Below are 24,333 nucleotides of genomic sequence, written 5' to 3'. Positions count from 1 at the left end.
TTAGCATGGAATTCGCTTTTTATACCACAGGCTTGATTGCGATACTGGCGACATTGCGCGTCATTACGCATACCAATCCTGTGCATGCATTGTTGTATATGGTCACCTCGCTCATGGCGATTGCGGGCGTATTTTTCTCGCTGGGGGCTAATTTTGCCGGCGCGCTGAGCATCATCGTTTATGCGGGCGCCATCATGGTGCTGTTTGTGTTCGTGGTCATGATGCTCAACCTCGGTAATTCCGTAGAAGAACAAGAGCGGAATTGGCTGAAACCTAGCGCTTGGGTAGGGCCAGGTATTCTTTCTCTGGCGTTACTGGTGATTGTCGTCAACGCGATCCTCAGCCTGAAAGAGCAGGGAATCACGGGCACGCCTGTTGAGGCGAAAGCCGTAGGTATCAGCCTGTTTGGTCCTTATGTTCTGGCAGTTGAATTAGCGTCAATGCTGCTGCTGGCGGGATTAGTTGTCGCTTTCCACATTGGTCGTGAAGATAAACGCGGTGACGTTGTGAATAAAGAAAGCGCGAATCAGGACGCTGAGAAGAAAATAACGGGGGAACGCGCATGATTCCGTTACAACATGGATTGATTTTAGCGGCTATTCTGTTTGTTCTGGGTCTGACTGGTCTGCTGATTCGTCGTAACCTGCTGTTTATGTTGATTAGTCTCGAAATTATGATCAACGCTGCCGCGCTGGCATTTGTCGTCGCAGGCAGCTACTGGCAGCAGCCGGATGGTCAGGTGATGTACATTCTGGCGATTACGCTGGCAGCGGCTGAGGCCAGTATTGGTCTGGCACTGCTGTTGCAGATGTATCGTCGTCGTCAGACCCTGAATATTGATACAGTCAGTGAGATGCGCGGATGAACTTACTCTATTTAACAATACTCTTCCCGCTGCTCGGCTTTCTGTTGCTGGCATTTTCCCGCGGTCGCTGGTCGGAAAATACGTCCGCGACAGTCGGTGTTGGCTCGATTGGTCTGGCAGCATTGGTTACCGCTTGGGTTGTGGTCGATTTCATGGGCCAACAGCACGGTGGCGTCACCTTCTTTAATCAGCATTTGTGGACATGGATGGCCGTTGGCAATTTCGACATCAGCGTAACGCTGACGCTCGATGGCCTTGCGGTGACGATGCTGTCCGTTGTTACGGGTGTCGGCTTCTTTATTCACCTGTTTGCCTCCTGGTATATGCGTGGGGAAGAGGGATATTCCCGCTTCTTCGCCTACACCAACCTGTTTATCGCAAGTATGGTCGTTCTGGTACTGGCCGATAACCTGTTGCTGATGTATCTCGGTTGGGAAGGGGTAGGGCTGTGCAGTTACCTGCTGATCGGTTTCTACTACACCAATCCGAAAAACGGTGCGGCGGCAATGAAGGCTTTCATCGTTACCCGTGTGGGTGACGTCTTCCTGGCCTTTGCGCTGTTCATCCTTTACAAAGAGTTGGGTACGCTCAACTTCCGCGAGCTGATGGTATTAGCGCCGCAGAAACTGGCTGAAGGCTCACCGGAAATCACTTGGGCGACGCTGATGTTGCTGGGTGGTGCGGTCGGTAAATCTGCACAGTTGCCGCTGCAAACCTGGCTGGCGGATGCGATGGCGGGTCCAACACCAGTCTCTGCATTGATCCACGCCGCGACGATGGTTACCGCGGGTGTCTACCTGATTGCGCGTACCAATGGTCTGTTCCTGATGGCACCGGATGTCCTGCATCTGGTGGGGATTGTGGGGGCAGTCACGCTGGTGCTGGCAGGTTTTGCCGCTCTGGTGCAAACCGACATCAAGCGCGTGCTGGCCTATTCCACCATGAGCCAGATTGGTTATATGTTCCCTTGGCGCTGGGTGTTCAGGCATGGGATGCCGCAATTTTCCACCTGATGACGCATGCGTTCTTTAAAGCGCTGCTGTTCCTCTCTTCTGGCTCGGTCATTCTGGCCTGCCACCATGAGCAGAACATCTTCAAGATGGGTGGCCTGCGTAAAACGATTCCGCTGGTTTATGTCTGCTTTCTGGTCGGGGGCGCGGCGCTGGCTGCACTGCCGCTGGTTACCGCAGGCTTCTTCAGTAAAGACGAGATTCTGGCTGGTGCATGGGCAAATGGTCACATCAATCTGATGGTGGCTGGATTGGCCGGTGCCTTCATGACCTCGCTGTATACGTTCCGTATGATTTTCATCGTGTTCCACGGTGAAGAGAAAACCAAAGCGCATGCAGGAAAAGGCATTTCTCACCACTTACCACTGGTTGTGCTGATGGTTCTGTCCACCTTTATTGGTGCGATGATTGTTCCGCCGTTGCACGGTGTGTTGCCGGCGACGACTGAGCTTGAACACGGCCAGTTGATGACGCTGGAAATTACCTCTGGTGTCGTGGCGATTGCCGGTATTCTGCTTGCTGCTGTGCTGTGGCTGGGTAAACGTCAGGCGGTGAGCAGCATCGCGAAGAGTGCGCCGGGTCGTTTCTTCTCGACCTGGTGGTTCCACGCGTGGGGCTTCGACTGGTTGTACGACCATGTCTTTGTTAAACCGTATCTGGCTATCGCGAAGCTGTTGCAGCGTGATCCGTTAAATGGGCTGATGACCATTCCGGCAACGATTACCCGCTGGGGTAACCGTGGGCTGGCTCTCAGTGCGAATGGTCAATTGCGCTGGTACGTTGCTTCTATGGGCTTTGGTGCCGTGCTGGTACTGGCCTTGTTGCTGCTGGTGTAAAGCAGTACCCGGTAACGTATGAAAGGTAGGGCATTCCGCAGACAGGGATGCCCGCCACGGCAAGTTTTCAGATTTCTTTAATTTAGGGACACAAAACGCCATGCTACTACCTTGGCTAATTCTTCTCCCCTTTATCGGCGGTCTGCTGTGCTGGCAGTTAGAGCGTTTTGGTACGAAAGTACCGCGCTGGATCGCGTTGATTGCAATGGGGCTGACACTCGTACTGTCTCTGCAACTGTGGTTGCAAGGCGGTTATTCGCTGACCGCGCCGACAGGCGTACCACAATGGCAATCCGAGTTTTATGTGCCGTGGATCCCGCGCTTCGGCATCGGTATCCATCTTGCGCTGGACGGCCTGTCGCTGCTGATGGTGGTGCTGACGGGGGTGCTGGGCGTGCTGGCAATCCTCTGTTCCTGGAATGAAATTCAGCGTTATCAGGGCTTCTTCCATCTGAACCTGCTGTGGATTCTGGGCGGCGTTATCGGTGTGTTCCTTGCCATCGACATGTTCCTGTTCTTCTTCTTCTGGGAAATGATGTTGGTGCCGATGTACTTCCTGATTGCACTGTGGGGGCATAAAGGCTCTGACGGTAAAACCAGAATTACGGCGGCGACCAAGTTCTTCATTTATACCCAGGCAAGCGGCCTGATCATGTTGATTGCGATTCTGGCGCTGGTCTTTGTGCATCACAATGCCACTGGTGTCTGGACGTTCAACTATGAAGACCTGCTGAAAACGCCGATGTCGTATGGTGTTGAATATCTGCTGATGCTGGGCTTCTTCATCGCGTTTGCTGTAAAAATGCCTGTTGTGCCGTTGCACGGCTGGCTGCCGGATGCACACAGTCAGGCGCCAACGGCAGGTTCTGTTGACCTCGCGGGGATCCTGTTGAAAACGGCGGCCTATGGTCTGCTGCGTTTCAGCCTGCCGCTGTTCCCGAACGCCTCGCATGCCTTTGCACCGATTGCCATGTGGCTGGGTGTGATTGGTATCTTCTACGGTGCTTGGCTGGCCTTTAAACAGACGGATATCAAACGCCTGATCGCTTACACCTCGGTGTCCCACATGGGCTTCGTCATGATTGCCATCTATTCTGGTAATCAACTGGCTTATCAGGGCGCAGTGATTCAGATGATTGCGCACGGCCTGTCTGCTGCCGGTCTGTTTATTCTGTGCGGTCAACTGTACGAGCGTCTGCATACTCGTGACATGCGTGAAATGGGCGGCCTGTGGGCGCGTTTGAAATACCTGCCAGCGCTGTCTCTGTTCTTTGCTGTCGCGACGTTGGGGATGCCAGGAACGGGCAACTTTGTTGGCGAATTCATGATTCTGTTCGGCAGCTATCAGGTTGTGCCGGTGATTACGGTGATCTCAACCTTCGGTCTGGTATTTGCGTCAGTCTACTCACTGATCATGATGCAGCGTGCTTACTACGGCGCGCCTAAATCTGATGAGCCATTGAAGAGTATGTCGATCCGCGAATTGTCTATCGTGATGCTGTTGGTGGTATTACTGGTGTTGTTAGGGGTTTACCCGCAACCGATTCTGGATACCTCCAGTGCCGCGATGTCAAATATCCAGCAGTGGTTTATGTCGTCTGCTCCAGATTCAATTATTTCAACAACAAGGCCGTAATTCGCCATGACAATAACTCTTCAACAACTAATTGCGCTATCGCCGCTGTTGATCGTCGGATTGACGGTAGTGGTTGTGATGCTGTGCATTGCGTGGCGACGCAACCATTTTGTCAACGCAACCATGACGGTTATCGGCCTGAATATTGCGTTGCTGTCACTGTACTTTGTCGGCCAGGCTGGCCCAACGGACGTAACGCCGCTGCTGCGTGTTGATGGCTTCTCAATGTTCTATACCGGGCTGGTTCTGCTTGCGAGTCTGGCAACCAGTACGTTTGCCTATCCGTGGCTGCAAGGCTACTCGGACAACCGCGATGAGTTCTACCTGCTGGTGCTGATTGCTGCGTTGGGTGGAATCCTGCTGTCGAGCGCCAACCATCTGGCGTCGCTGTTCATCGGGATTGAACTGCTTTCCCTTCCGCTGTTTGGTCTGGTGGGGTATGCCTTCCGTCAGAAACGTTCGCTGGAAGCCAGTATTAAATACATGCTCCTATCGGCGGCGGCGTCTTCCTTCCTGCTGTTTGGTATGGCGCTGATTTATGCTGAATCGGGCGATATGAGTTTTGCCAGCCTCGGTAAGAGCCTGAGCGATCATCAAATTCATGAACCACTGCTGCTGGCTGGTCTGGGGATGATGATTGTCGGTCTGGGCTTCAAGCTGTCTCTGGTGCCGTTCCAGCTGTGGACGCCTGATGTGTATCAGGGGGCGCCTGCGCCAGTCTCTACCTTCCTGGCTACGGCTGGTAAAATTGCGGTTTTCGGTGCGGTCATGCGTTTGTTCCTGTACGCGCCAATGGCCGACAGCGAGTCTGTCAGAATCGTGCTGGGTATCATCGCGTTCGCGTCGATTCTGTTCGGTAACGTGATGGCGGTATCGCAAACCAACATCAAACGTCTGCTCGGTTACTCTTCCATCGCGCATCTGGGCTATTTACTGGTTGCCCTGATTGCGGTGCAGAGCCATCAACTGGCGCTGGAAACCGTCGGCGTTTATCTGGTGGGTTACCTGTTCAGCAGCCTGGGGGCGTTCGGCGTGGTTAGTCTGATGTCCAGCCCGTACCGTGGTCCGGATGTCGACTCACTGTTTTCTTACCGTGGCTTGTTCTGGCATAAACCGATCTTGTCTGCGGTAATGACGGTGATGATGCTGTCGCTGGCGGGTATCCCGATGACGCTGGGCTTCTTCGGTAAATTCTACGTGCTGGCTGTCGGTGTGAATGCGGAGTTGTGGTGGTTGACTGGTGCCGTTGTGCTGGGTAGCGCCATTGGTTTGTACTACTACCTGCGCGTGATGGTGAGCCTGTACCTGACGGCTCCTCAACAGCTACAGCGTGATACGCCAAATAACTGGGCCTTAACCGCAGGTGGTGTAGTCGTACTGATCTCCTCCATCGCAGTTCTGTTCTTCGGTTTGTATCCACAGCCGCTTATCTCTCTGGTGCAATTGGCGCAGCCAATGCTGTAACCACCGACGAGAGTCGGGTTGAGTCATGAAACGCCGTTGATGAGAATCAACGGCGTTTTTTTATGGCAAGCTTCCTGCTCGCCATCCTTCGGGCCGTCGCAAGCGACGTTGAAAAACGCTCCCTGCGTTTTTTTATCAGCAAAATCACCACGTTCTTGAACGGGGGTAAGAGCAAGCAAGGTACGTTTTAGGAATGATCTGGTCTGCTGAAGCCATAGAAGTCAGGAAAAATTGTCTATAGTTAAGAAGGCAACGATTTGTAACTCATGATTTTTCATAACCAATGATCTTTCATAACAGAAGGAAGCACTTTATGGCGACAACCAAAAAACAGTCTGAAGAAATTCGTGTCGATGATGATTTAAAACTTCTGTCTGAAACGCTGGATGAGGTACTGCGCTATACGGGCGATCAGGCCGATCAGGCCTACCTTGATTTGAAAAAAGGAGCAGAAAAAGCGCTGTTGGAAGTGAAAGCCCGCATTGGCGTAACAGACAGCTATTATGCGCGTGCAAAACAGGTGGCCGACAAAGCCGATGTGTATGTGCATGACAAACCCTGGCACGGTATCGGTATCGGTGCCACCGTCGGTCTGGTCGTGGGATTACTGTTGGCTAAGCGTTAATTTCTGCCAATCATGTAGCGGGATTCCCCGCTACATCCTCCAATATTCTCTATTCCTGGATCTTATCCTCTTTCTCCGGCATGCCTTGCACCCAATATATGGCTTCAAACGGACGCAGCGCCAGTATGGCGGGCTGGGGTTGTGTGTCAGAATAATTGCTGAACAACAGTCGCCAGCGGCGCTCATGGGCGTCCGTTGGTGGTTCCCAACGTAGGGGCTGTTTGCTGAGATTTGCCAGAACCAGAAGCCGTTGGCCTTCCCAGGTACGCTGATAGCACCAGATATGGGGATGATCTGGCAGCAAATCCTGATACTCTCCATACGTCAGTAGCGGTAGCGCTTTACGCATGGCGATAAGCTGCTGATAGGTATAAAAAATAGAGTCTTTATCCGCCAATGCCTGACTCGCGTTGACGTGGGTAAAGTTTTGACACGGTGCTATCCACGGCGTGCCAGTCGTAAATCCAGCATGGCTGCTGGCATCCCATTGCATCGGTGTACGGCCGTTATCGCGTGATTTGCTGGCGAGGATCGCTAAGATTTGTGCATCTGGCTGACCCCGATCGAGCTGTTCAGCAAATTGATTCAGGCTTTCAATATCCCGGTATTGTTCAATCTGCGTATAGCCGGGATTGGTCATACCCAGTTCTTCGCCCTGATAGATATAGGGGGTGCCCTGCATGCCGTGAAGCACCATCGCCAGCATCTTGGCGGATTGCACGCGGAATTCGCCTTCATCGCCAAAACGCGACACGATGCGCGGCTGATCGTGATTACACCAGAACAGCGCATTCCAGGCATGGTTGTGCATACCCTGCTGCCAGTGAGTGAAAATCTGCTTGAGCTGGATGAAGTCAGGCTCCGCCAGCGTCCATTTTTCCCCATTCGGATAATCGACTTTCAGATGGTGAAAATTGAACGTCATAGAGAGTTCGCTACCGTCTAACGCGGCGTAGCGGCGGCAATGCTCCAGCGAGGTTGATGACATCTCGCCGACGGTCATCAAGCCACGGGGCTGAAAAACATCTTGGCTGAATTCCTGCAAGTAATCATGAATCAGCGGTCCATCGGTGTAGAAACGGCGTCCATCGCCCTGAGCATCGGACGGAAAATCCTGCTGTTTGGAGACCAAATTGATCACATCCAGACGCAACCCGTCCACGCCTTTATCCGCCCAAAATTTACAGACCTGTTTTAATGCATCCCGTACGCGCGGGTGCTCCCAATTCAGATCGGCCTGTTCAGTGGCGAAAAGGTGCAGATAATACTGTTTGCTTTCTTCGTGCCACTGCCAGGCGGAGCCGCCAAATTTTGAACGCCAGTTATTGGGTAATGCGCCGTCATTGCCATCACGCCAGATATAAAAATGTCGATAGGGACTGCGGCGATCCTGCGCGTTCAGGAACCAGTGGTGTTGCGTAGAGGTGTGGTTGAACACCATATCCATGACGATACGAATGCGGCGTCGGTGCGCTTCTGCGATCAACGTTTCCATATCAGCCATGGTGCCGTAGGTCGGGTCGATGGCGCAGTAGTCGGCGACGTCATAGCCGTTATCAACCTGAGGGGAAAGATAAACCGGCGTCAGCCAGATCGCATCAACGCCCAACTGTTGCAGATAATCGAGTCGGGCGGTAATGCCAGCGATGTCGCCACTGCCATTTCCGGTACTGTCCTGAAAGCTCTTCGGGTAGATCTGATAAATTACGCCGTTTTGCCACCAGGGAAGCGAGGTAGTCATGAACAATCCTCCTAATCTATGCGTGGCCGTTATGCAGGATCCAGTGTGCCATTGCGGCTCTTGCGTTTATAGACCAGCGACGTCAATACGATTGGAATGACGGCGGCAACCAGCATGGCGAGCGCGAAAATTCCCCAAAATTGTGGCTTGATGGAGAGAATACCCGGCAATCCACCGACACCGATGCCATTGGCCGTCACGCCGTACAGGCCGCAAATGAGCGCAGCGGCGGCGGAACCAATCATGGCGCACAGCATCGGAAAGCGGTATTTCAGGTTGATACCGTACATGGCCGGCTCGGTCACGCCCAGAAAGGCGGAAATGGCGGCGGGAACAGAAATTTCACGCTCGTTGGCTTTCCGGCTGACGAGAATCACCCCAACGACTGCGGCCGCCTGGGCAATGTTGGACAGCGCGATGAGTGGCCAAACCGGCGTGCCGCCCATACTCTGAATCATCTGCATATCAATCGCTAACGTTGTTTGGTGCACGCCAGTGATGACCAGCGGTGCGTACAGAAACCCAAACAGCGCAGCACCAATGGGGGCAAAACTTCCCGTCATTACTGCCTTAACGGCCCAGGCGACACCATCGCCAATCATTCGGCCAAACGGACCAATCAAGGTATGTGCCAGGAAAACAGCCAGAATGAGTGAGGTCACTGGCACGACCACCAGATAGAGGTAATCCGGCACGATTTTTTTCAGCCGTATTTCGATCAGCGCCAGCGCCATCCCGGCTAAGACAGAAGGGATAACCTGTGCCTGATAGCCTATTTTCTCAATCGTGAACCAGCCGAAATTCCACACTTCAGGCGTTTGTTGGCCGATGAGGTAGGCGTTCATTAGCTGCGGCGATACCAGCGTGATACCGAGTACGATGCCGAGGATCGGCGTACCGCCCATTTTGCGTACGGTTGACCAGCAGACCGCGACGGGGAGATAGAAGAAGATGGCTTCGCCCAGCAGCCAGAGGAAATCGTAAACGGTTTGCCAGGTGGGGTAGAGCTGTACCAACGTTTGCCCGTCGCGCATCGGGATATCGCCGATAACGTTACGTGCGCCGAGGATCAAGCCTCCGCTGATAAGCGCAGGAAGCAGCGGAAAAAAGATCTCGGCAAAATGTGAAATGCTGCGCTCGAACCAGCTCATATTTTGACGAGCGGCGACTTTAGCCTCTTCTTTATTGATTTCGCCTTTTCCCGTCGTGGCGAGCAGCGCTTTGTAATACTCATCCACGTCGGTGCCGATTACAACCTGAAACTGCCCGGCATTCGTGAAGCACCCTTTGACAATTCGCAGCTCTTCAATGTTCTTGGGATGGGCTTTGGACGCATCATGCAAAACGAAGCGGAGACGGGTGATGCAGTGCGTGACAGCCGCGATATTCTCGCGCCCGCCGACCAGTTCGATCAGACGGTCAATATCCTGTTGCTTAACTTTACTCATAGTCATGTCCTTTTTATCTTTTAGCGCAGACGTCGGGGACGCGAAGCAAGTACAGCCAGAGAAAAGCATAGTCTGTTAACGGTGGTTTTGCCGTGAAAGGAAAACGCATTGAGCTGTTTTTAAAAGAGAATGTTCAGGCATGCGGTGTGCTGCACAAATCTGCGACGTGTGGGTAGACAAAAAGGAAAGGGGAATGAATAGGTATGAGAGAGGCTGAAAAAACAAAAGCCGCCTGTAGGAGGCGGCTTCAGAGATTGTTTATATCACAATCAGAACGGGCTGATGATTGACCCAATACGTTCACAGTAACTGACATAAACATCTCCCATTCTTTTAAAGAATTTGCTGATTTTGCGCATCGTTTTCATTATCAGGCTCCTCTAACGGGTTAATTAAGTGTGATGTTCATCACGTTTTTAATGGTAGCGAAGATGAAATCGGATTTCAACATTTTTGTGATTTCAGTCACAAAAATATAACGAGTTGGCACATGCGGTACGTTGTGGAGTGAAAGAACCTGATGCGCGACCGGCTAGCCAGCGAATCAGGTGATGGCATGTCATGGGACGTGATATCAGGCGGGATAGCGATAAATATTGTGATCGAACCACTGTTCACCAATCCGCTCGGCATCTTTCTCGATGTGATGAAAGTGGAAACCAAGCCGTTGCGCGACAGCGTTACTGCGCGTGTTGGCGGTTGAGGCTTTGATGATGCTACGTTCGACGAGGTGTGCAGCGGTATAGGCGGCTATCAATGTGCTGACGGCCTGAGAAACGATGCCTTTCCCTTCAAAGGCTTCGGCGATCCAGTAGCCGATGACGCCTTCTTTATCCTGAATCGTATTGAAGGAGACGATGCCAGCCAGCGCATTGTCCCAGCGGATGACATACACGGCGGACGTTTTGTCGAAGAACGCCTTTCTGTTGCCGCGAATCGTTTCACGCGTGTCATCGACGCGCTTGACGGAATCCGGCCAGGGTAACGTCCGCCGCAGACGGGCTTTTTCCTGCTGGATCAAGGCGAAGAGCGCATCGGCATCGCGCTCTTCCTGTATCGTCAGACGCAAGTGTGGTGGATGCCGTAGTTCATACAGATCATCGATCACGGACATATCAGCAAATGGTTTTTCCATAAAATCCCTCCCGTTACCCCTGCAAGGTACCGTCAACGATCGTGACGCTGTGTCCGCCGACCCAGGGTTCATCGTTCAGGTAAGTGACGGTAATGCGGCCATCGCAGTTCAGCATCGTGCCCTGTCGTGCCAGGTAGCTGAGTGGCGCGGTGACGTTATTGGTGGAGTGCTGTTGGCGAAGCAGCGCAGCCAGACAGGCGTTAGCACTGCCAGTCACCGGATCTTCTTTGAGATGACCACGCTCAATATAGAACGCGCGAACTTCATAATCGGCTGGTGTCGCGTTATCGTGCGGGCCGTAGATGGCAATGCCGTCAGTCTGGCTGAGGGTTTGCACGGCTGAAAGCGCGTTTGCATCAGGTGTGATGTTCAGGCAGGTGTCGGCGCTGTCGACACGAATCACCAGCCAGCGAATACCCATGTGTATTGCGGTGGGCGGGTAGCGGTTATCGATAGCAGCATTATCAGAACCCGTAATGCCAAGCGTTTTTTCCAGCAGTGGCATGTGCTCGTCACCGAACGGAACCATAGTGGCCTGCGGTGCGTGAAAAGCCAGGCTTCCATCATCATGGATATTAATCGGGACTAAGCCAACGCCGCATTGCTGCACCAACTGGCCTGGGGACTTCGGGCGCAAGCCTTCTTCCAGCAGGGCATGTGCAGTGCCTAGTGTAGGGTGTCCGGCAAAGGGCATTTCCGACTCTGGCGTAAAAATGCGTACGTGGTAATCCGCCAGAGGGTCGGTGGCGGGCAGGACAAACGTGGTTTCTGACAGGTTTGTCCAACGCGCGATATCCTGCATTTGCGCATCGGTTAGCCCATTGGCTTCCAGAATGACGGCAAGCGGATTGCCCTTGAAAGGCTGTTGGGTAAAAACGTCGACCTGTTTGAAACGACGTACTATAGGCATCGCATTTCTCTCCTGTATGCGCTATCGCTTAAATATCACTCAAAACTAACCGCGATCCTATCGCGCGCTTGTGGCATAATGCGCGCCAAATCACATTCCGACTCGAGTATAAGTGCTGTGTTAAGTACCAACAATATCACCATGCAGTTCGGCAGCAAGCCGTTGTTTGAAAACATTTCCGTTAAATTTGGCGGCGGTAACCGTTACGGTTTGATTGGCGCAAATGGCTGCGGTAAATCCACATTCATGAAGATTCTCGGTGGCGACCTGGTGCCGAGCGCTGGTAACGTCTTCCTCGATCCTAATGAGCGTCTGGGTAAATTGCGTCAGGATCAGTTCGCTTTTGAAAAATACAGCGTGCTGGATACCGTCATCATGGGCCACGGGGAGCTGTGGGCGGTAAAAGAAGAGCGCGACCGTATCTACGCATTGGCTGAAATGAGCGAAGAGGACGGTTATAAAGTTGCCGATCTGGAAGTGCAATACGGTGAGATGGATGGTTACAGCGCAGAATCTCGTGCCGGCGAACTGTTACTGGGCGTAGGGATTCCGGTTGAGCAGCACTATGGTTTGATGAGTGAGATTGCGCCGGGCTGGAAACTGCGTGTCCTGTTGGCGCAGGCGCTGTTTGCCGATCCAGATATCCTGTTGCTCGACGAACCCACCAACAACCTGGATATCGACACTATCCGCTGGCTGGAGCAGGTGCTGAACGAGCGTAACAGCACCATGATCATCATTTCGCATGACCGTCACTTCCTGAATATGGTGTGTACGCACATGGCGGATCTGGACTACGGCGAACTGCGTATTTATCCCGGTAACTATGATGAATACATGACGGCCGCGACGCAGGCTCGTGAGCGTCTACTGGCCGATAACGCCAAGAAGAAAGCGCAAATTTCCGAACTGCAATCGTTCGTTAGCCGTTTTAGCGCCAACGCCTCTAAATCCAAACAGGCGACATCACGCGCACGCCAGATCGATAAAATCCAGTTGGATGAAGTAAAAGCGTCTAGCCGTCAAAACCCGTTTATCCGTTTCGATCAGGATAAGAAACTGTTCCGTAATGCGCTGGAAGTGGAAGCGTTGAGCAAAGGTTTTGACAATGGTCCGCTCTTCAACAAGCTGAACCTGATGGTCGAAGTTGGTGAGAAAGTCGCTATTCTGGGTACCAACGGTATCGGTAAAACGACGCTGTTAAAAACGCTGGTCGGCGATCTTCAGTCAGACAGCGGTACGGTGAAGTGGTCTGAAAATGCAAAAATCGGCTACTACGCGCAGGATCACGAATACGAGTTCGACGAGACACTGACCGTTTTTGACTGGATGAGCCAGTGGAAACAGGAAAAAGACGACGAACAAGCCGTACGCAGCGTGCTGGGTCGTTTGCTGTTCAGCCAGGATGACATTAAGAAGAAAGTGAAGGTGTTATCCGGTGGTGAAAAAGGCCGCATGCTGTTCGGTAAACTGATGATGCAGCGTCCTAACATTTTGGTCATGGATGAACCGACTAACCACTTGGATATGGAATCTATTGAATCGCTGAACATGGCGCTGGATATGTATGAAGGGACGCTGCTGTTCGTTTCTCATGATCGTGAGTTCGTTAGCTCGCTGGCGACCCGTGTTCTGGAAATTACGCCGAATAAAGTGATCGATTTCACCGGTAACTATGAAGATTACCTGCGCAGCCAGGGTATTCAGTAAGTCCTATACCGACCTTCAGGCCTAAATCATGGCCTGAAGGTCGGCTATTTTCCTTTCTTTTCCTTTATTTCGTTCTCTCTGTGCGCGGTTTATTTCTTTTCGCCGATGCCATCGGACGGAAACATTCCCCGATCCTGCCTGTATTTATTACTCAAATTAACGAACTTTAATAAACGCTGTTTTTTTTTCGTACTTGTTAAAAAAACAAAGAGGGATAGACCGTAACCCTATGAAATAAAATAGCGATACGGTTTTTCGGCATGATTTTCAGTTTGCACAAAAGAAAACAGTTTGTTAATCCCTGTCGTTATTTTGCTGTATTCAAATTCAGCCCCTTCATTTACGTTTTCTCCTCGTTGCCAAATAAAAATAATTATCATTTAATTTATTTTATTGAATATTTGGGGGCCGTTAATGAACATCGATTTGACGCCGTATTATGCCGAGCCCGGTGAGCAGCCTTTTAGCACCCGACGTATGGCAATGCCTTGGCGCAACCATGTGCCGCTTTCACCAGAACAGATTCCGGCCGGTTGGCAGGCGCTGAAGCAGCACATTGTGCCTGCGCGTAAACGACTGCTCTATCTGCACATTCCTTTCTGTGCGACGCACTGTACGTTCTGTGGTTTTTACCAGAACAAACTGCGTGATGACAGCACGGCGACTTACACCCGTTATCTGTTGCAGGAATTGGCGATGGAGGCGGACAGCCCGCTGCATCAGTCTGCGCCCATTCATGCGGTGTATTTTGGTGGCGGCACGCCAACGGCGCTGGCAGCCGATGAACTGTCACAAATTATTCGTGCGATCCGCACCTCTCTGCCGCTAGCCCCAGACTGTGAAATCACGGTAGAAGGACGGGCAATGGATTTTGACGATGAGCGGATCGATGCCTGTCTGGAGGCGGGAGCGAACCGTTTTTCCATCGGGATTCAGACGTTTGATACCCGCATTCGCCAACGTATGGCGCGTACGTCGGATAAACAGCAGTCAATCCGCTTCCTTGAACGCCTGTGCGAGCGCGACAGAGCCGCCGTAGTGTGCGATCTGATGTTCGGCCTGCCGGAACAAACGCCGGAAATCTGGCGCGAAGATCTGGCGATCGTCAGCGATTTACCGCTAGACGGCGTCGATCTGTATGCGCTGAACCTGTTACCGACTACGCCGCTGGCGAAAGCCGCCGAAAACCAGCGTGTCGCGTTGCCCGATGTGGTTGCCCGCCGTGATTTTTATCGGACTGGCGCGGCATTTCTGGCTGATGCTGGCTGGCATCAACTGAGCAACAGCCACTGGGCGCGCACCACGCGCGAACGCAATCTGTACAATCTGTTGATTAAACAAGGCGCGGACTGTCTGGCGATAGGGAGCGGAGCGGGCGGCAATATAAACGGGCAAGCCTACATGATGGAACGCAGCCTGGAACGCTACTACCAGCAGGTCGATCAGGGGCAAAAACCGATCATGATGATGACGCCAGCTAGTCCTACCGGGTCGTGGCAGCATCAGCTTCAGGCGGGGATTGAAGTGGGTCGTATTACGTTGCCTCAACTGACCCGACATGCCCGTGAACTTCAGCCGCTGCTTAGCCAGTGGCATCAGGCTGGGTTGACCTGTGACGATTCCACCTGCCTGCGCCTGACCAACGACGGCCGCTTCTGGGCGAACAACCTGATGCAGGCATTACAACAAATTATCCCTCAGCTTAATGCCGAAGAGCATACGCACTAGCCGGAGACGCAACGATGACCATGACACTGCATGAATTACTGGCAACCAACCCCGATGGCACACTGGAAGAGATCGCCGGAAAGTACAATACCTCGCTGTTTGCCGTGGTTGAGGCTTTGCCTGCGGCACAGCGTACAGTAGTGATGGGCGATCGCTTCGATCAGGTGTGGGACACGATGGCGACCTGGGGTGAAGTGACGCTCATTAGCCACACGGCGGACGCGATTCTGGAATTCAAGAGCGAGCTGTCAACCGGTACACATCGCCACGGTTACTTTAATTTGCGCGGCAAAAATGGCCTGAGCGGGCATATTCGTGCAACGAGCTGTCAGCACATTGCGTTTATTGAGCGTAAGTTCATGGGGATGGACACGGCGTCCGTGGTGTTCTTTAATGCCAGCGGAGCAGCGATGTTTAAAATTTTCCTTGGACGAGACAGCCACCGCCAGCTGTTGAGCGCTCAGGTTGAGGCGTTCCGCGCGTTGGCGAGTGAATTACAACTGGAGCAGGTATGACGTGGTTACTTTTCGGCGCGGGCAATGGGGTTGGCGCCTGCTTATTACAGCGGGCTATTGAGTGCGAACAGGCGGTCGTACTCGTCCTGCGTAATCCTGAACAGGCTAAACACTGGCGTGAGCAGGGAATGACAGTGGTGGAAGGCGATGCCTGCGATCCGGAAACGGTAGCTGAAGCCTGTCGTGTGGCGGGCCCCGCTACCATTGTGGTATCGACGATGGGCGGTGGCTCGGTAAATTATCAGGGTCACCGAGCGGTGATCGATGGCGCCGAGCAGGCGGGCATCAAGCGTATGCTGCTGGTGACGTCACTGGGCTGCGGTGATAGCTGGCCGCTGTTGTCGCCCCGCGCCAGAGCCGCGTTTGGTTTTGCAGTACGTGAGAAGTCGCTGGCAGAAAGCTGGTTGCAGAGCAGCTCGTTGGATCACTGTATTGTGCGTCCCGGCGGCCTGCTGGATGTGGTCGCGACGCACAATGCGAAGCTGACGCAAGGCACTGCGACGCTGGGGCTAGTGTCACGCTGGGATGTGGCGCTGGCGGTTGATCAATTGCTGCAACAGCCCGTGTTTGGCAATCAGATCTATAATCTGATCGATCCCGATCTCACCCTGCCTGCCATTCCGTAATTGCCATCTTGTCATTAAGGTTGCCGGGATAATCTCTCCCGGCATCAGGCAAACTGTTATAGTCAATCTGTCGAAAACTGTATCTGTTATCTCTTATGTGGCTATGTTCTAATCGATACCAGCAGTGTTGTATTTCTTAAGCATGATGGTGACGACGATGGACGAAGTAAAACGCCTTCTGACCGAAGAGATCGAACGTATCAATCGGGAAGAAAAACGCGACAATAAAATACGTTTTAGTCGCAAATTCATGCAGTCTCACCCCTATCTGTTTGCCGCGATGCTGGTGAGCTACGTGCCGGTCGCGATCATCCTTTTTTATGCCTCTTATTTTGGCTTACCGTATCTGATCGGTTTTACCGTCTTTCTGCTGGTGATGACACTGGCACTGTCGATGGACATTAACCCGACCTATCGTTTTGAAGACATCGATACGCTGGATTTACGCGTGTGCTATAACGGCGAGTGGTTTACGATCCGCCACGTATCGCAGGACACGCTGGATCAGTTGCTACGCAATGAGCAAGTGCCGCCCGCGGTGAAAGCAGGGATAGAAAAAATTCAGCGTACGAAAGGCGATGTAGATTTCTATGACGTTTTCTCGCTAGCCTACCGCAAGCAACCTTCTGCCTAATCTTTTCTGTTTTTGATTGCACTCTCTGCGTTTTTTTGTTGGATGATGTTTTGAATCTGCGAAGCAGTGCGAAATTTCACCCAACGTATTACTCTGGAAGAACGATTTGTGATTAAATTCAATGCATAGGATTCCCTCTTTCAAGGCTGATTACATTGAGTTTTCGTTTTGCTTTTTGGAACTGTGCGATATCGCCTCCTGGTGTAAAAGATTGGCAAAATCGGGGTAATGTCGCCGATGCTATTGGGATCATCAGACATCTTTTTATTCATGAACACATTGATCTATTAGCGGTGTGTGAAGTGAATCAAACCTCTTTCCAATTACTTGTTGAAGGGCTTCTGGACATCGATATTGCATCCGAATTTATGGATGACACTACGCCAACTGGAGGCCAATTTGATATCGGCTATTTTTATCGTTCAACTCGCATAGCGGTCACCCAAGGGAAGACGCATACCGGCCGAATTGGCAGCTCGTCACTAAAAATTGCACAGCAATTAAAAATAGCGTTTAAAACGGAAACGCCCAACGAAATAAACATGCTGGTTTCACACTGGCCGAGTCAGTTACGAACCATTGCCGAAGATTTTAGAAATAAATGCTCTATCGGGTTAAGAGGGTTTGTTGAGTCCCTTCTTGCGGATAAAAAGCAGGTGATTTTAATGGGCGATTACAACGCTGAACCCTATGCTCCAAGCCTGTTTAAAAACCTGTCGGCCACCAACGATCGTGCACTGGTACTCTCTCAGCCTGATTATTGGCTCTATAACCCCTACTGGAAAACGCTCTCAGCCCGAGTGCCATTCTCAATTGAAGAACAGCAACATGATTTTGGAACCTGTTATAGTAAAGCGGGGAATCGTAATGGCTGGTCAGCTTTCGATCAGATCATCTTCTCGGGTGATTTCCTTAGTTCGGGGCCGTGGTATCTGGATGAGGCGGCGACAGGTGTCGTACTAACGGATGTATTGCGTGCTGCTATTCTGGATAGTCAGCATTATTTCGATCATATGCCTGTTATCGGTTGTGTCAGAAAAAAAGGGGCAGCGAATGTTTGAATTTAAAGAGTTTATTAAGGCAGGGCGTGAATCTGCCTCTGTCGTCGAGAAAAATCATAAGGATATTGGAGATGTCTTCCGTTCATTAAATAAAGCGTTAGCAAGTGAAGTTGATGGACATTTAGCAATAAGTCGAATATCCCGAGAGGATATATTTGATGAATGGGAACTAATAAAAGAATATGACGGCAGCCGTGAGTTAAACCTTCCCCCAAAGGGAAGGTTAGGTATCATCTACGACGGTGCTATTTCAGATATTGCGACGTGGGCACAACATACCGATGGTTACCCTTTTACAATTGAATACCAGGGAGCAAGGGTCGATTGTTGGGATCAGGAGTCATTAGCTAATGCGTTGGGGAAGATCGTCTCTTCTGCGCAGTTCTGGCTGAAGGTCAAAGAGTTGTCCTCCCGCGTTCAGACAGATCCACCTTTTTGACAAATTGTAGCTCCTCAAGTGCGTTCATAAGAAGCTGTGCGTGCCGCATTCTTGTGGTTTTTCAGACCGATGGTTTTTCAGGCTGATAGTTTTTCAAATACGGGCAGAACAGGACGATGAGCGAAAAGGTATTGCTGGTGATTCAGTTGGGCCAACCGCCGGAAGGCATTGCATCTCAGGTTGGGCAACAAGGGAAGTGGTTTGCTGATGCGGTGCAGGGTAACACGCAGCCGGTGCAGGTAGTTCGTCCCGATCTTGGGGAACGGTTGCCGCCGTTTGATACGCTGGCGGCGGTGGTGATCTCCGGCTCGTGGTCAATGGTCACAGATCGACTGGACTGGAGTGAATATACCGCTGGCTGGCTGCGTGAAGCGTATTACGCGGATATCCCGCTGCTGGGCGTGTGCTATGGGCACCAACTGCTTGCCGATGCGCTGGGCGGCAAAGTGGGGGATAACCCGAACGGCAAGGAAGTTGGCGTTCAGATTGTGACAACGAATGAAGCCGCAGCGCAAGACCCATTACTGCGTGATTATCCGCCGCAGTTTGGCGCTTATCTGACTCATCAGCAGTCCGTGCTGGAACCGCCCGAAGGTGCACAGGTGCTGGCGAGGTCAGAGATGGATGGCTGCCAGATTATCCGCTACAGCGATAAAGCGTTGACCGTACAATTCCACCCGGAATTCAGCGCGGATATCATGCTGACGTGCCTGCGGCATAATGAAGCGGCGCTGCGACAGGGCGGCTGGGATGTCGATCGGATGATGGACATCCCGCAAGAACCCGTCTGGGCGCGCAAGATCCTGCTGGATTTTGTACAACGCTATGCGGCGAAGTAGCCCTCGAACAACGCGTTATGCGCGATAAAATGTCCTTCTCGGTCGCCACTCATTGGTGCCGATCGAGCCAAGAATGATGACCGCTTCATCCACCGAAACCGTAGCGCTATGGCAAAGTTTGAACAGCTCGCTCACCAGATCCGTGAGCAGCTTCAGGAAGGGATTTGGCAGCCGGGCGACAAACTGCCCTCGCTGCGGGAGAAATCACTGCATTCGGGTATGAGCCTGATGACTGTGCTGCATGCATACCAGCTGCTGGAAAGTCAGGGGTTGATTGTGTCGCGTCCGCAGTCGGGTTATTACGCAGCACCTCAGCTGTCCGCACTACCGGCAGACAGCCTGCATTCGCCTGTGGGGCAGGAACGCGTTCAGTTGACCGAAGACGTGGACGTCAATGCGTTCATTTTTGACGTGCTTCAGGCCAGCAAAGATCCGGCGGTGATGCCGTTCGGATCGGCGTTTCCCGATCCGCAGCTCTTTCCACAGCGTCAACTGACACGCTCGCTGGCTTCGGTGGCGCGTCATATGCAGCCACAGAGCGCGCTGGATAATTTGCCGCCGGGTAATGAGAGCCTGAGGAAGAACATCGCCCAGCGCTATGCGTTGCAGGGGATTGCCGTCTCGCCCGACGAGATTGTGATTACGGCGGGGGCGATGGAGTCCCTTAATCTCAGTCTTCAGGTGCTGACGGAGCCGGGCGATTATGTGGTGATCGAATCTCCGGCATTTTATGGCGCGCTACAGGCGATTGAACGCCTTAAGCTCAAGGCGATTGCGATTGCGACCGATCCGCAGCAGGGCATCGATCTTGAGGCATTGCAGCAGGCGCTGAACGACTATCCGATCAAAGCCTGCTGGCTGATGACCAATTTCCATAACCCGCTTGGTTGCACGTTGTCCTGGGAGAAGAAGCAGCGGCTGGTGGCGATGCTGGAAACACACGGTGTCGGGCTGGTAGAAGATGATGTCTACAGCGAGCTTTACACGGGCCTGCAACGTCCGCTGCCCGCGAAGGCGCTGGATAAAAAAGGCATGATTTTGCACTGCTCCTCGTTTTCTAAAAATCTGGTGGCAGGGTTCCGCATCGGCTGGGTGGCGGCAGGGAGCCATGCGGGAAGCATTCAGCGTTTACAACTGATGAGTACATTATCAACCAGCGCACCGATGCAGCTGGCGATTGCGGATTATCTGGCGACCAGCAGCTATGACAGCCACCTGCGCCGCCTGCGGCGAGCGCTGGAGCAGCGCAAACATGCGGCATTACAGTCGCTACGCCGACACTTTCCCGGCGAAGTCCGCATTAATCATTCGCAAGGCGGTTATTTTCTCTGGCTGGAGTTGCCTGAAGGTGTCAGCAGCACGGAGCTATACCGTCGTGCGCTGGAGCGGGGCGTCAGCATTGCGCCGGGGAAAATGTTCACGACCGGCGACAAATACGATCGCTATTTCCGCTTTAACGCGTCCTACGAATGGGACGATCGCTGCGAACAAAGCGTGATCGTCTTAGCATCGCTGATTCGGGCGCAGATAGGCGAGCGCCTGACCCGATCACCCCTTTAGAGGTGTGGAGATGTGTGCCGCTTTTCTGTTACTGTGCCGTCATGGCGGAAGGTGGCGGCATCGATGGTGGAAAACAGCCATAACCTTGCCGGAAATCAGGAAGTCATCAGGCACGATGCGTATAATCTCGACTAAAGCTGAGCGATACCCGAATGCTGATCATTGAAGCCCGTTTTTAGGGGGATCGCAGGGGACGGTTCCCGCAGGGAGGCCTCACCCCTGTGGTCGCACCGTGTATCTCGATCTTGAAGCGATTGGCGTTAGCTATTATACCCGGACCGCGCTGGCGGCCTTCCTGCACCCCGAAATCTATCGGATAGACAACGTAAACAAGACAACGTAAACAACAGGAAAAACCACCCTGATGAGTATTCGCATTGTTCCTCAGGAACAGCTAGAACAGAATGAGAAATCGACGCCGGAAGGGAATATTCCTCCGCTGCTGTTTGCCAATCTAAAAAGCTTGTACAGCAGCCGTGCAGAGCGTCTGCGTCAACTCGCTGAAGATCACCCGCTGGGGGATTACCTCACCTTCGCCGCGGGCGTGGTGGAAGCCCAGCAGAAGGTGTTGCACGATCATCCGTTGCGGCTTGACCTGAGTGATGTGCTGCAACAGTCTGGCGAACGTCCGCCGCTCGATATCGCGGTGTTCCCGCGTGATGCACACTGGCACACGCTGCTGCGCGCGCTGATTGAAGAATTGAAACCGGATGCTAGCGGACAGGTATTATCCACGCTGGAAAATCTGGAAAAAGCCTCAGAGCAGGAACTGGAAGAGCAGGCTACTGCGCTGCTGCAACACGAATTTCGCGCCGAGAACAATGATAAAGCTCCGTTCATCTGGGCGGCGCTGTCGCTGTTCTGGGCACAGATGGCAAGCCTGCTGCCCGGTAAAGCGCGCGCGGTGCCCGGCGAACATCGCCAGTTCTGCCCTGTGTGTGGCAGTATTCCGGTATCCGGCGTGGTGCAGTTAGGCACATCCAGCGGGCTGCGTTATCTGCACTGTAATCTGTGCGAGAGTGAATGGCACATGGTGCGGGTGAAATGCAGCAACTGTGAAGAGTCTAGCGATCTCAATTACTGGTCGCTGGATAGTGAAAACTCCGCCATCAAAGCGGAAAGCTGCGGCCACTGCGGCACGTATCTGAAATTGCTATATCAGGAAAAAGATCACCGCGTAGAAGCCGTTGCCGACGATCTGGCTTCGCTGGTGCTGGATGTGAAAATGGAGGAAGAAGGCTTTTCTCGCAGCAGCATCAACCCCTTCCTGTTTCCGGAAAGCTCGATCGAATAGCCAGCCTAATCGGTGAAGCGCGTTTGGGCTTCACCATCTTTCTTTCAAAAAACCTTTCTTTTCATAAAAGAGTCAAGAAAATCGGCGCTTACCATACGCCGCTGAAATGCAGCAGCAAGACCAGTGCGGTGAGCACAATGGACGACGACGTGAGCACGATCAGTCCTTGGCTGGCGAGTGACAGTACCGATTGGCAACGGGCGTTAAAGCGATAACGTAGTATCGCCAGCACCGACATCAGCGCAGAAACGCACAAGAGCAGAATGGTGCAGGCGAACACCACACGGCTGTCGTCCACCATGCTCAGACGAAAACACAACAGGCTGTTGATCAGCATCACAAACAGCGTGCGTGACCAGGCCATGCCGGTTCGCTGCGGTTGTAATCCCGGATCGCGTGTGGTTTCCATGCGCTACCCGAGCAGAATCATAGCGGCAAGCGCAATGGCAATGAGGGTGATAAACAGCGTCACGATCAGCAGCATCGGCGTATACGGCATATCGCTTTCCTGACGCATGGCTTTCTCATTGCTGACCCAGCGACGATAGGCCAGAGCGCCGAGCAGCGCGGCGCAGACGACCAGAAGTAGAGCCAGCCCCTGACGTATCAGCGGGTCGATATGGACGGTGAATTGATCGATACCCACAGCACCCGCGAGAAACGCCAGCGCGGTACGGATCCACGCCAGAAAGGTGCGCTCATTCGCTAATGAAAAACGGTAGTCCGGGGTTTTCCCTTGATTCCACCACGGAGTTTTGTCCTGTCTGGGTGTGGTCATGTTGTCGTCTGATGTCAGGTTAAAAGAGGGCATCCGATTGGGCACCGCGTCTGCATTCTAGTACCCCCGGCGGATTTCGTCTGCCCGATTGTATCAGTGACTCGTGTATCTGCCGCTATTGTATCTATGGCTATTGTATCGGCGACGAGTGTATCGGCAATCATGGTCTCAACTGAGAATGATGAAGCGCCCGATGCGGCGCTTCGTTTTATCAGGAAGCGTCTTTGCCTGCTTCATGGTTCTCCACCGCTAATGCGGTGACCAGTGCGAACGCGCAGGCCAGTAGCGTGCCGAGTATCCAGGCGAAATACCACATTCTCTTTCTCCTCAAGTTGTTAGTAAACGGAATGCTTATTGGCTTCGATGTAGCGGGCATCAATGCGGCCAAACATTTTGTAATAACACCAACTGGTATAAAGCAGGATGGTGGGGACAAAAATACAGGCCAGAATGGTCATCACCTGAAGCGTAAGCTGGCTGGAGGTGGCATCCCAGATAGTCAGGCTGACGTTAGGCGCGAAGCTGGAAGGCATAATGAACGGGAACAGCGTAATCCCTGCCGTCAAAATCACGCAGACAATCGTTAATGACGAGGTCAGAAAACCCCAGCCGCAGCGGTTCAGGCGCGAGAAGAGCACGGTTAACCACGGTAAAATCACGCCCAGTGCGGGGATCGCCCACAGCGTGGGATGCGCCGTAAAGTTGGCTAACCAGGCACCAGCTTGCTGCACCACTTCTTTATGCAGCGGATTAGACGGTGCGGCTTTATCCATAGTAGAGGTAATTATGTAGCCGTCGATGCCCGTCTGTACCCATAAGCCTGCCAGTAAGAAGGTGAGGCTCATCAGCACGCTGGCGATCAGGACCGTTTTTTGCGCGCGGCGCTGAAGGACGTCTGTGGTGCGCATTTGCAGGTAAATGGCGCCGTGTGCGACAATCATGGCGATACTCACAACACCCGCCAGCAGCCCGAACGGGTTTAACAGGCCAAACAATCCACCGTGGTAGGTGAGACGCAAATACATATCGACGCTCAGCGGCACGCCCTGCAACAGGTTCCCGAAGGCGACGCCGAACACCAGCGTGGGGACGATGCTACCGATGAAAATGCCCCAGTCCCACATATTGCGCCAGCGGTGGTTTTCCAGTTTGGAACGGTAATCAAAGCCCACTGGGCGGAAAAACAGGGCAGCCAGCACCAGAATCATCGCGAAATAGAAACCGGAAAAGGCGGCGGCATAGACCATTGGCCAGGCGGCGAACAGCGCGCCCGCGCCGGTGATGAGCCAGACCTGATTGCCGTCCCAGTGCGGGGCAATGACGTTAATCATCACCCGCCGCTCGGTATCGTTTTTGCCCAGCAGACGCAGCAGAATGCCTACGCCCATGTCAAAGCCGTCGGTGATGGCGAAGCCAATGAACAACAGGCCAATCAATCCCCACCAAATCAGGCGTAGTGTTTCATAATCCAGCATTATT

The 24,333-nt window shown here is 52.8% G+C and carries 23 protein-coding genes and 1 pseudogene; 16 read left to right on the top strand and 8 right to left on the bottom strand.

The window, feature by feature from the left end; all coding sequences use genetic code 11:
- Positions 1-5: 5 nt before the first annotated feature.
- The 6 genes and pseudogenes from nuoJ (at position 6) to elaB (ending at position 6,436) form a co-directional block, all read left to right on the top strand.
- Positions 6-566, top strand: coding sequence for an NADH-quinone oxidoreductase subunit J (gene nuoJ, locus NAL19_RS14415; RefSeq protein ID WP_225085245.1), 561 nt, complete (start codon positions 6-8; stop codon positions 564-566).
- Positions 563-865, top strand: a complete 303-nt coding sequence (gene nuoK / locus NAL19_RS14410) for an NADH-quinone oxidoreductase subunit NuoK (protein ID WP_005969835.1) — start codon at positions 563-565, stop codon at positions 863-865. The genes nuoJ and nuoK overlap by 4 nt, the downstream gene beginning before the upstream one ends.
- A pseudogene (gene nuoL / locus NAL19_RS14405) lies at positions 862-2,711 on the top strand (NADH-quinone oxidoreductase subunit L). The gene nuoK and the pseudogene nuoL overlap by 4 nt, the downstream one beginning before the upstream one ends.
- A gap of 100 nt (positions 2,712-2,811) precedes the next feature.
- Complete coding sequence (nuoM, locus tag NAL19_RS14400) at positions 2,812-4,347, top strand: NADH-quinone oxidoreductase subunit M (RefSeq protein WP_263057707.1); 1,536 nt, start codon at positions 2,812-2,814, stop codon at positions 4,345-4,347.
- A gap of 6 nt (positions 4,348-4,353) precedes the next feature.
- The gene (nuoN, locus tag NAL19_RS14395) at positions 4,354-5,811 is read left to right on the top strand and encodes an NADH-quinone oxidoreductase subunit NuoN (protein ID WP_263057706.1); all 1,458 of its coding nucleotides are present in this window, start codon (positions 4,354-4,356) and stop codon (positions 5,809-5,811) included.
- Between the two features lie 313 nt (positions 5,812-6,124).
- Positions 6,125-6,436, top strand: coding sequence for a stress response protein ElaB (elaB, locus tag NAL19_RS14390; RefSeq protein ID WP_263057705.1), 312 nt, complete (start codon positions 6,125-6,127; stop codon positions 6,434-6,436).
- Between the two features lie 49 nt (positions 6,437-6,485).
- Here the strand turns inward: elaB and treC are convergent, their stop codons facing one another.
- The 4 genes from treC to NAL19_RS14370 all read right to left on the bottom strand — a co-directional run bounded on the left by treC (position 6,486) and on the right by NAL19_RS14370 (position 11,670).
- Positions 6,486-8,177 (bottom strand): alpha,alpha-phosphotrehalase, encoded by a 1,692-nt coding sequence (treC, locus tag NAL19_RS14385; RefSeq protein WP_263057704.1) that lies wholly within the window; start codon positions 8,175-8,177, stop codon positions 6,486-6,488.
- 29 nt (positions 8,178-8,206) lie between these two features.
- Positions 8,207-9,625 carry a PTS trehalose transporter subunit IIBC gene (treB, locus tag NAL19_RS14380; RefSeq protein ID WP_263057703.1) on the bottom strand — a complete coding sequence of 473 codons (1,419 nt, stop codon included), beginning with the start codon at positions 9,623-9,625 and terminating at the stop codon, positions 8,207-8,209.
- Between the two features lie 574 nt (positions 9,626-10,199).
- Positions 10,200-10,760 (bottom strand): GNAT family N-acetyltransferase, encoded by a 561-nt coding sequence (locus NAL19_RS14375; RefSeq protein WP_225085231.1) that lies wholly within the window; start codon positions 10,758-10,760, stop codon positions 10,200-10,202.
- A 13-nt stretch (positions 10,761-10,773) separates the two neighbouring features.
- Positions 10,774-11,670, bottom strand: a complete 897-nt coding sequence (locus tag NAL19_RS14370) for a PhzF family phenazine biosynthesis protein (RefSeq protein WP_263057702.1) — start codon at positions 11,668-11,670, stop codon at positions 10,774-10,776.
- Between the two features lie 117 nt (positions 11,671-11,787).
- Between NAL19_RS14370 and NAL19_RS14365 the strand changes: the two genes are divergently transcribed.
- The 10 genes from NAL19_RS14365 to fdhE all read left to right on the top strand — a co-directional run bounded on the left by NAL19_RS14365 (position 11,788) and on the right by fdhE (position 22,076).
- A complete protein-coding gene (locus tag NAL19_RS14365) occupies positions 11,788-13,380 on the top strand; it encodes an ABC-F family ATPase (protein ID WP_263057701.1) in 1,593 nt (530 codons plus the stop codon).
- A gap of 414 nt (positions 13,381-13,794) precedes the next feature.
- Complete coding sequence (hutW, locus tag NAL19_RS14360) at positions 13,795-15,108, top strand: heme anaerobic degradation radical SAM methyltransferase ChuW/HutW (protein WP_263057700.1); 1,314 nt, start codon at positions 13,795-13,797, stop codon at positions 15,106-15,108.
- A 14-nt stretch (positions 15,109-15,122) separates the two neighbouring features.
- Positions 15,123-15,623, top strand: a complete 501-nt coding sequence (gene hutX / locus NAL19_RS14355; protein WP_263057699.1) for a heme utilization cystosolic carrier protein HutX — start codon at positions 15,123-15,125, stop codon at positions 15,621-15,623.
- Positions 15,620-16,249, top strand: a complete 630-nt coding sequence (locus NAL19_RS14350; protein WP_263057698.1) for an SDR family oxidoreductase — start codon at positions 15,620-15,622, stop codon at positions 16,247-16,249. The genes hutX and NAL19_RS14350 overlap by 4 nt, the downstream gene beginning before the upstream one ends.
- Before the next feature lie 157 nt (positions 16,250-16,406).
- Complete coding sequence (locus NAL19_RS14345) at positions 16,407-16,883, top strand: YlaC family protein (RefSeq protein ID WP_225085225.1); 477 nt, start codon at positions 16,407-16,409, stop codon at positions 16,881-16,883.
- Positions 16,884-17,038: 155 nt separating this feature from the next.
- The gene (locus NAL19_RS14340; protein ID WP_225085224.1) at positions 17,039-17,944 is read left to right on the top strand and encodes an endonuclease/exonuclease/phosphatase family protein; all 906 of its coding nucleotides are present in this window, start codon (positions 17,039-17,041) and stop codon (positions 17,942-17,944) included.
- The gene (locus tag NAL19_RS14335) at positions 17,937-18,383 is read left to right on the top strand and encodes a hypothetical protein (protein WP_263057697.1); all 447 of its coding nucleotides are present in this window, start codon (positions 17,937-17,939) and stop codon (positions 18,381-18,383) included. Before NAL19_RS14340 ends, NAL19_RS14335 begins: the two co-directional genes overlap by 8 nt.
- Positions 18,384-18,499: 116 nt before the next feature.
- Positions 18,500-19,222, top strand: coding sequence for a glutamine amidotransferase (locus NAL19_RS14330; protein WP_263057696.1), 723 nt, complete (start codon positions 18,500-18,502; stop codon positions 19,220-19,222).
- A gap of 108 nt (positions 19,223-19,330) precedes the next feature.
- Positions 19,331-20,782: a PLP-dependent aminotransferase family protein gene (locus NAL19_RS14325; protein WP_263057695.1), complete on the top strand. Its 1,452-nt coding sequence runs from the start codon at positions 19,331-19,333 to the stop codon at positions 20,780-20,782.
- A 364-nt stretch (positions 20,783-21,146) separates the two neighbouring features.
- Positions 21,147-22,076 (top strand): formate dehydrogenase accessory protein FdhE, encoded by a 930-nt coding sequence (gene fdhE / locus NAL19_RS14320; RefSeq protein ID WP_225085220.1) that lies wholly within the window; start codon positions 21,147-21,149, stop codon positions 22,074-22,076.
- A gap of 88 nt (positions 22,077-22,164) precedes the next feature.
- On the opposite strand, the gene NAL19_RS14315 is transcribed toward fdhE, so the two are convergent.
- From NAL19_RS14315 to cydB, 4 genes are all read right to left on the bottom strand, one after another.
- Positions 22,165-22,485, bottom strand: a complete 321-nt coding sequence (locus NAL19_RS14315; RefSeq protein ID WP_263057694.1) for a DUF202 domain-containing protein — start codon at positions 22,483-22,485, stop codon at positions 22,165-22,167.
- 3 nt (positions 22,486-22,488) lie between these two features.
- Complete coding sequence (locus NAL19_RS14310; RefSeq protein ID WP_263057693.1) at positions 22,489-22,854, bottom strand: YidH family protein; 366 nt, start codon at positions 22,852-22,854, stop codon at positions 22,489-22,491.
- A 211-nt stretch (positions 22,855-23,065) separates the two neighbouring features.
- Positions 23,066-23,170 carry a cytochrome bd-I oxidase subunit CydX gene (gene cydX / locus NAL19_RS14305; protein ID WP_010278781.1) on the bottom strand — a complete coding sequence of 35 codons (105 nt, stop codon included), beginning with the start codon at positions 23,168-23,170 and terminating at the stop codon, positions 23,066-23,068.
- Between the two features lie 19 nt (positions 23,171-23,189).
- The gene (gene cydB / locus NAL19_RS14300) at positions 23,190-24,329 is read right to left on the bottom strand and encodes a cytochrome d ubiquinol oxidase subunit II (RefSeq protein WP_263057692.1); all 1,140 of its coding nucleotides are present in this window, start codon (positions 24,327-24,329) and stop codon (positions 23,190-23,192) included.
- Between the last annotated feature and the right edge of the window lie 4 nt (positions 24,330-24,333).

The sequence above is a fragment of the Pectobacterium sp. F1-1 genome (assembly GCF_025643735.1).
Taxonomy (GTDB): domain Bacteria; phylum Pseudomonadota; class Gammaproteobacteria; order Enterobacterales; family Enterobacteriaceae; genus Pectobacterium; species Pectobacterium colocasium.
This window is presented reverse-complemented; position numbering and strand designations above follow the sequence as displayed.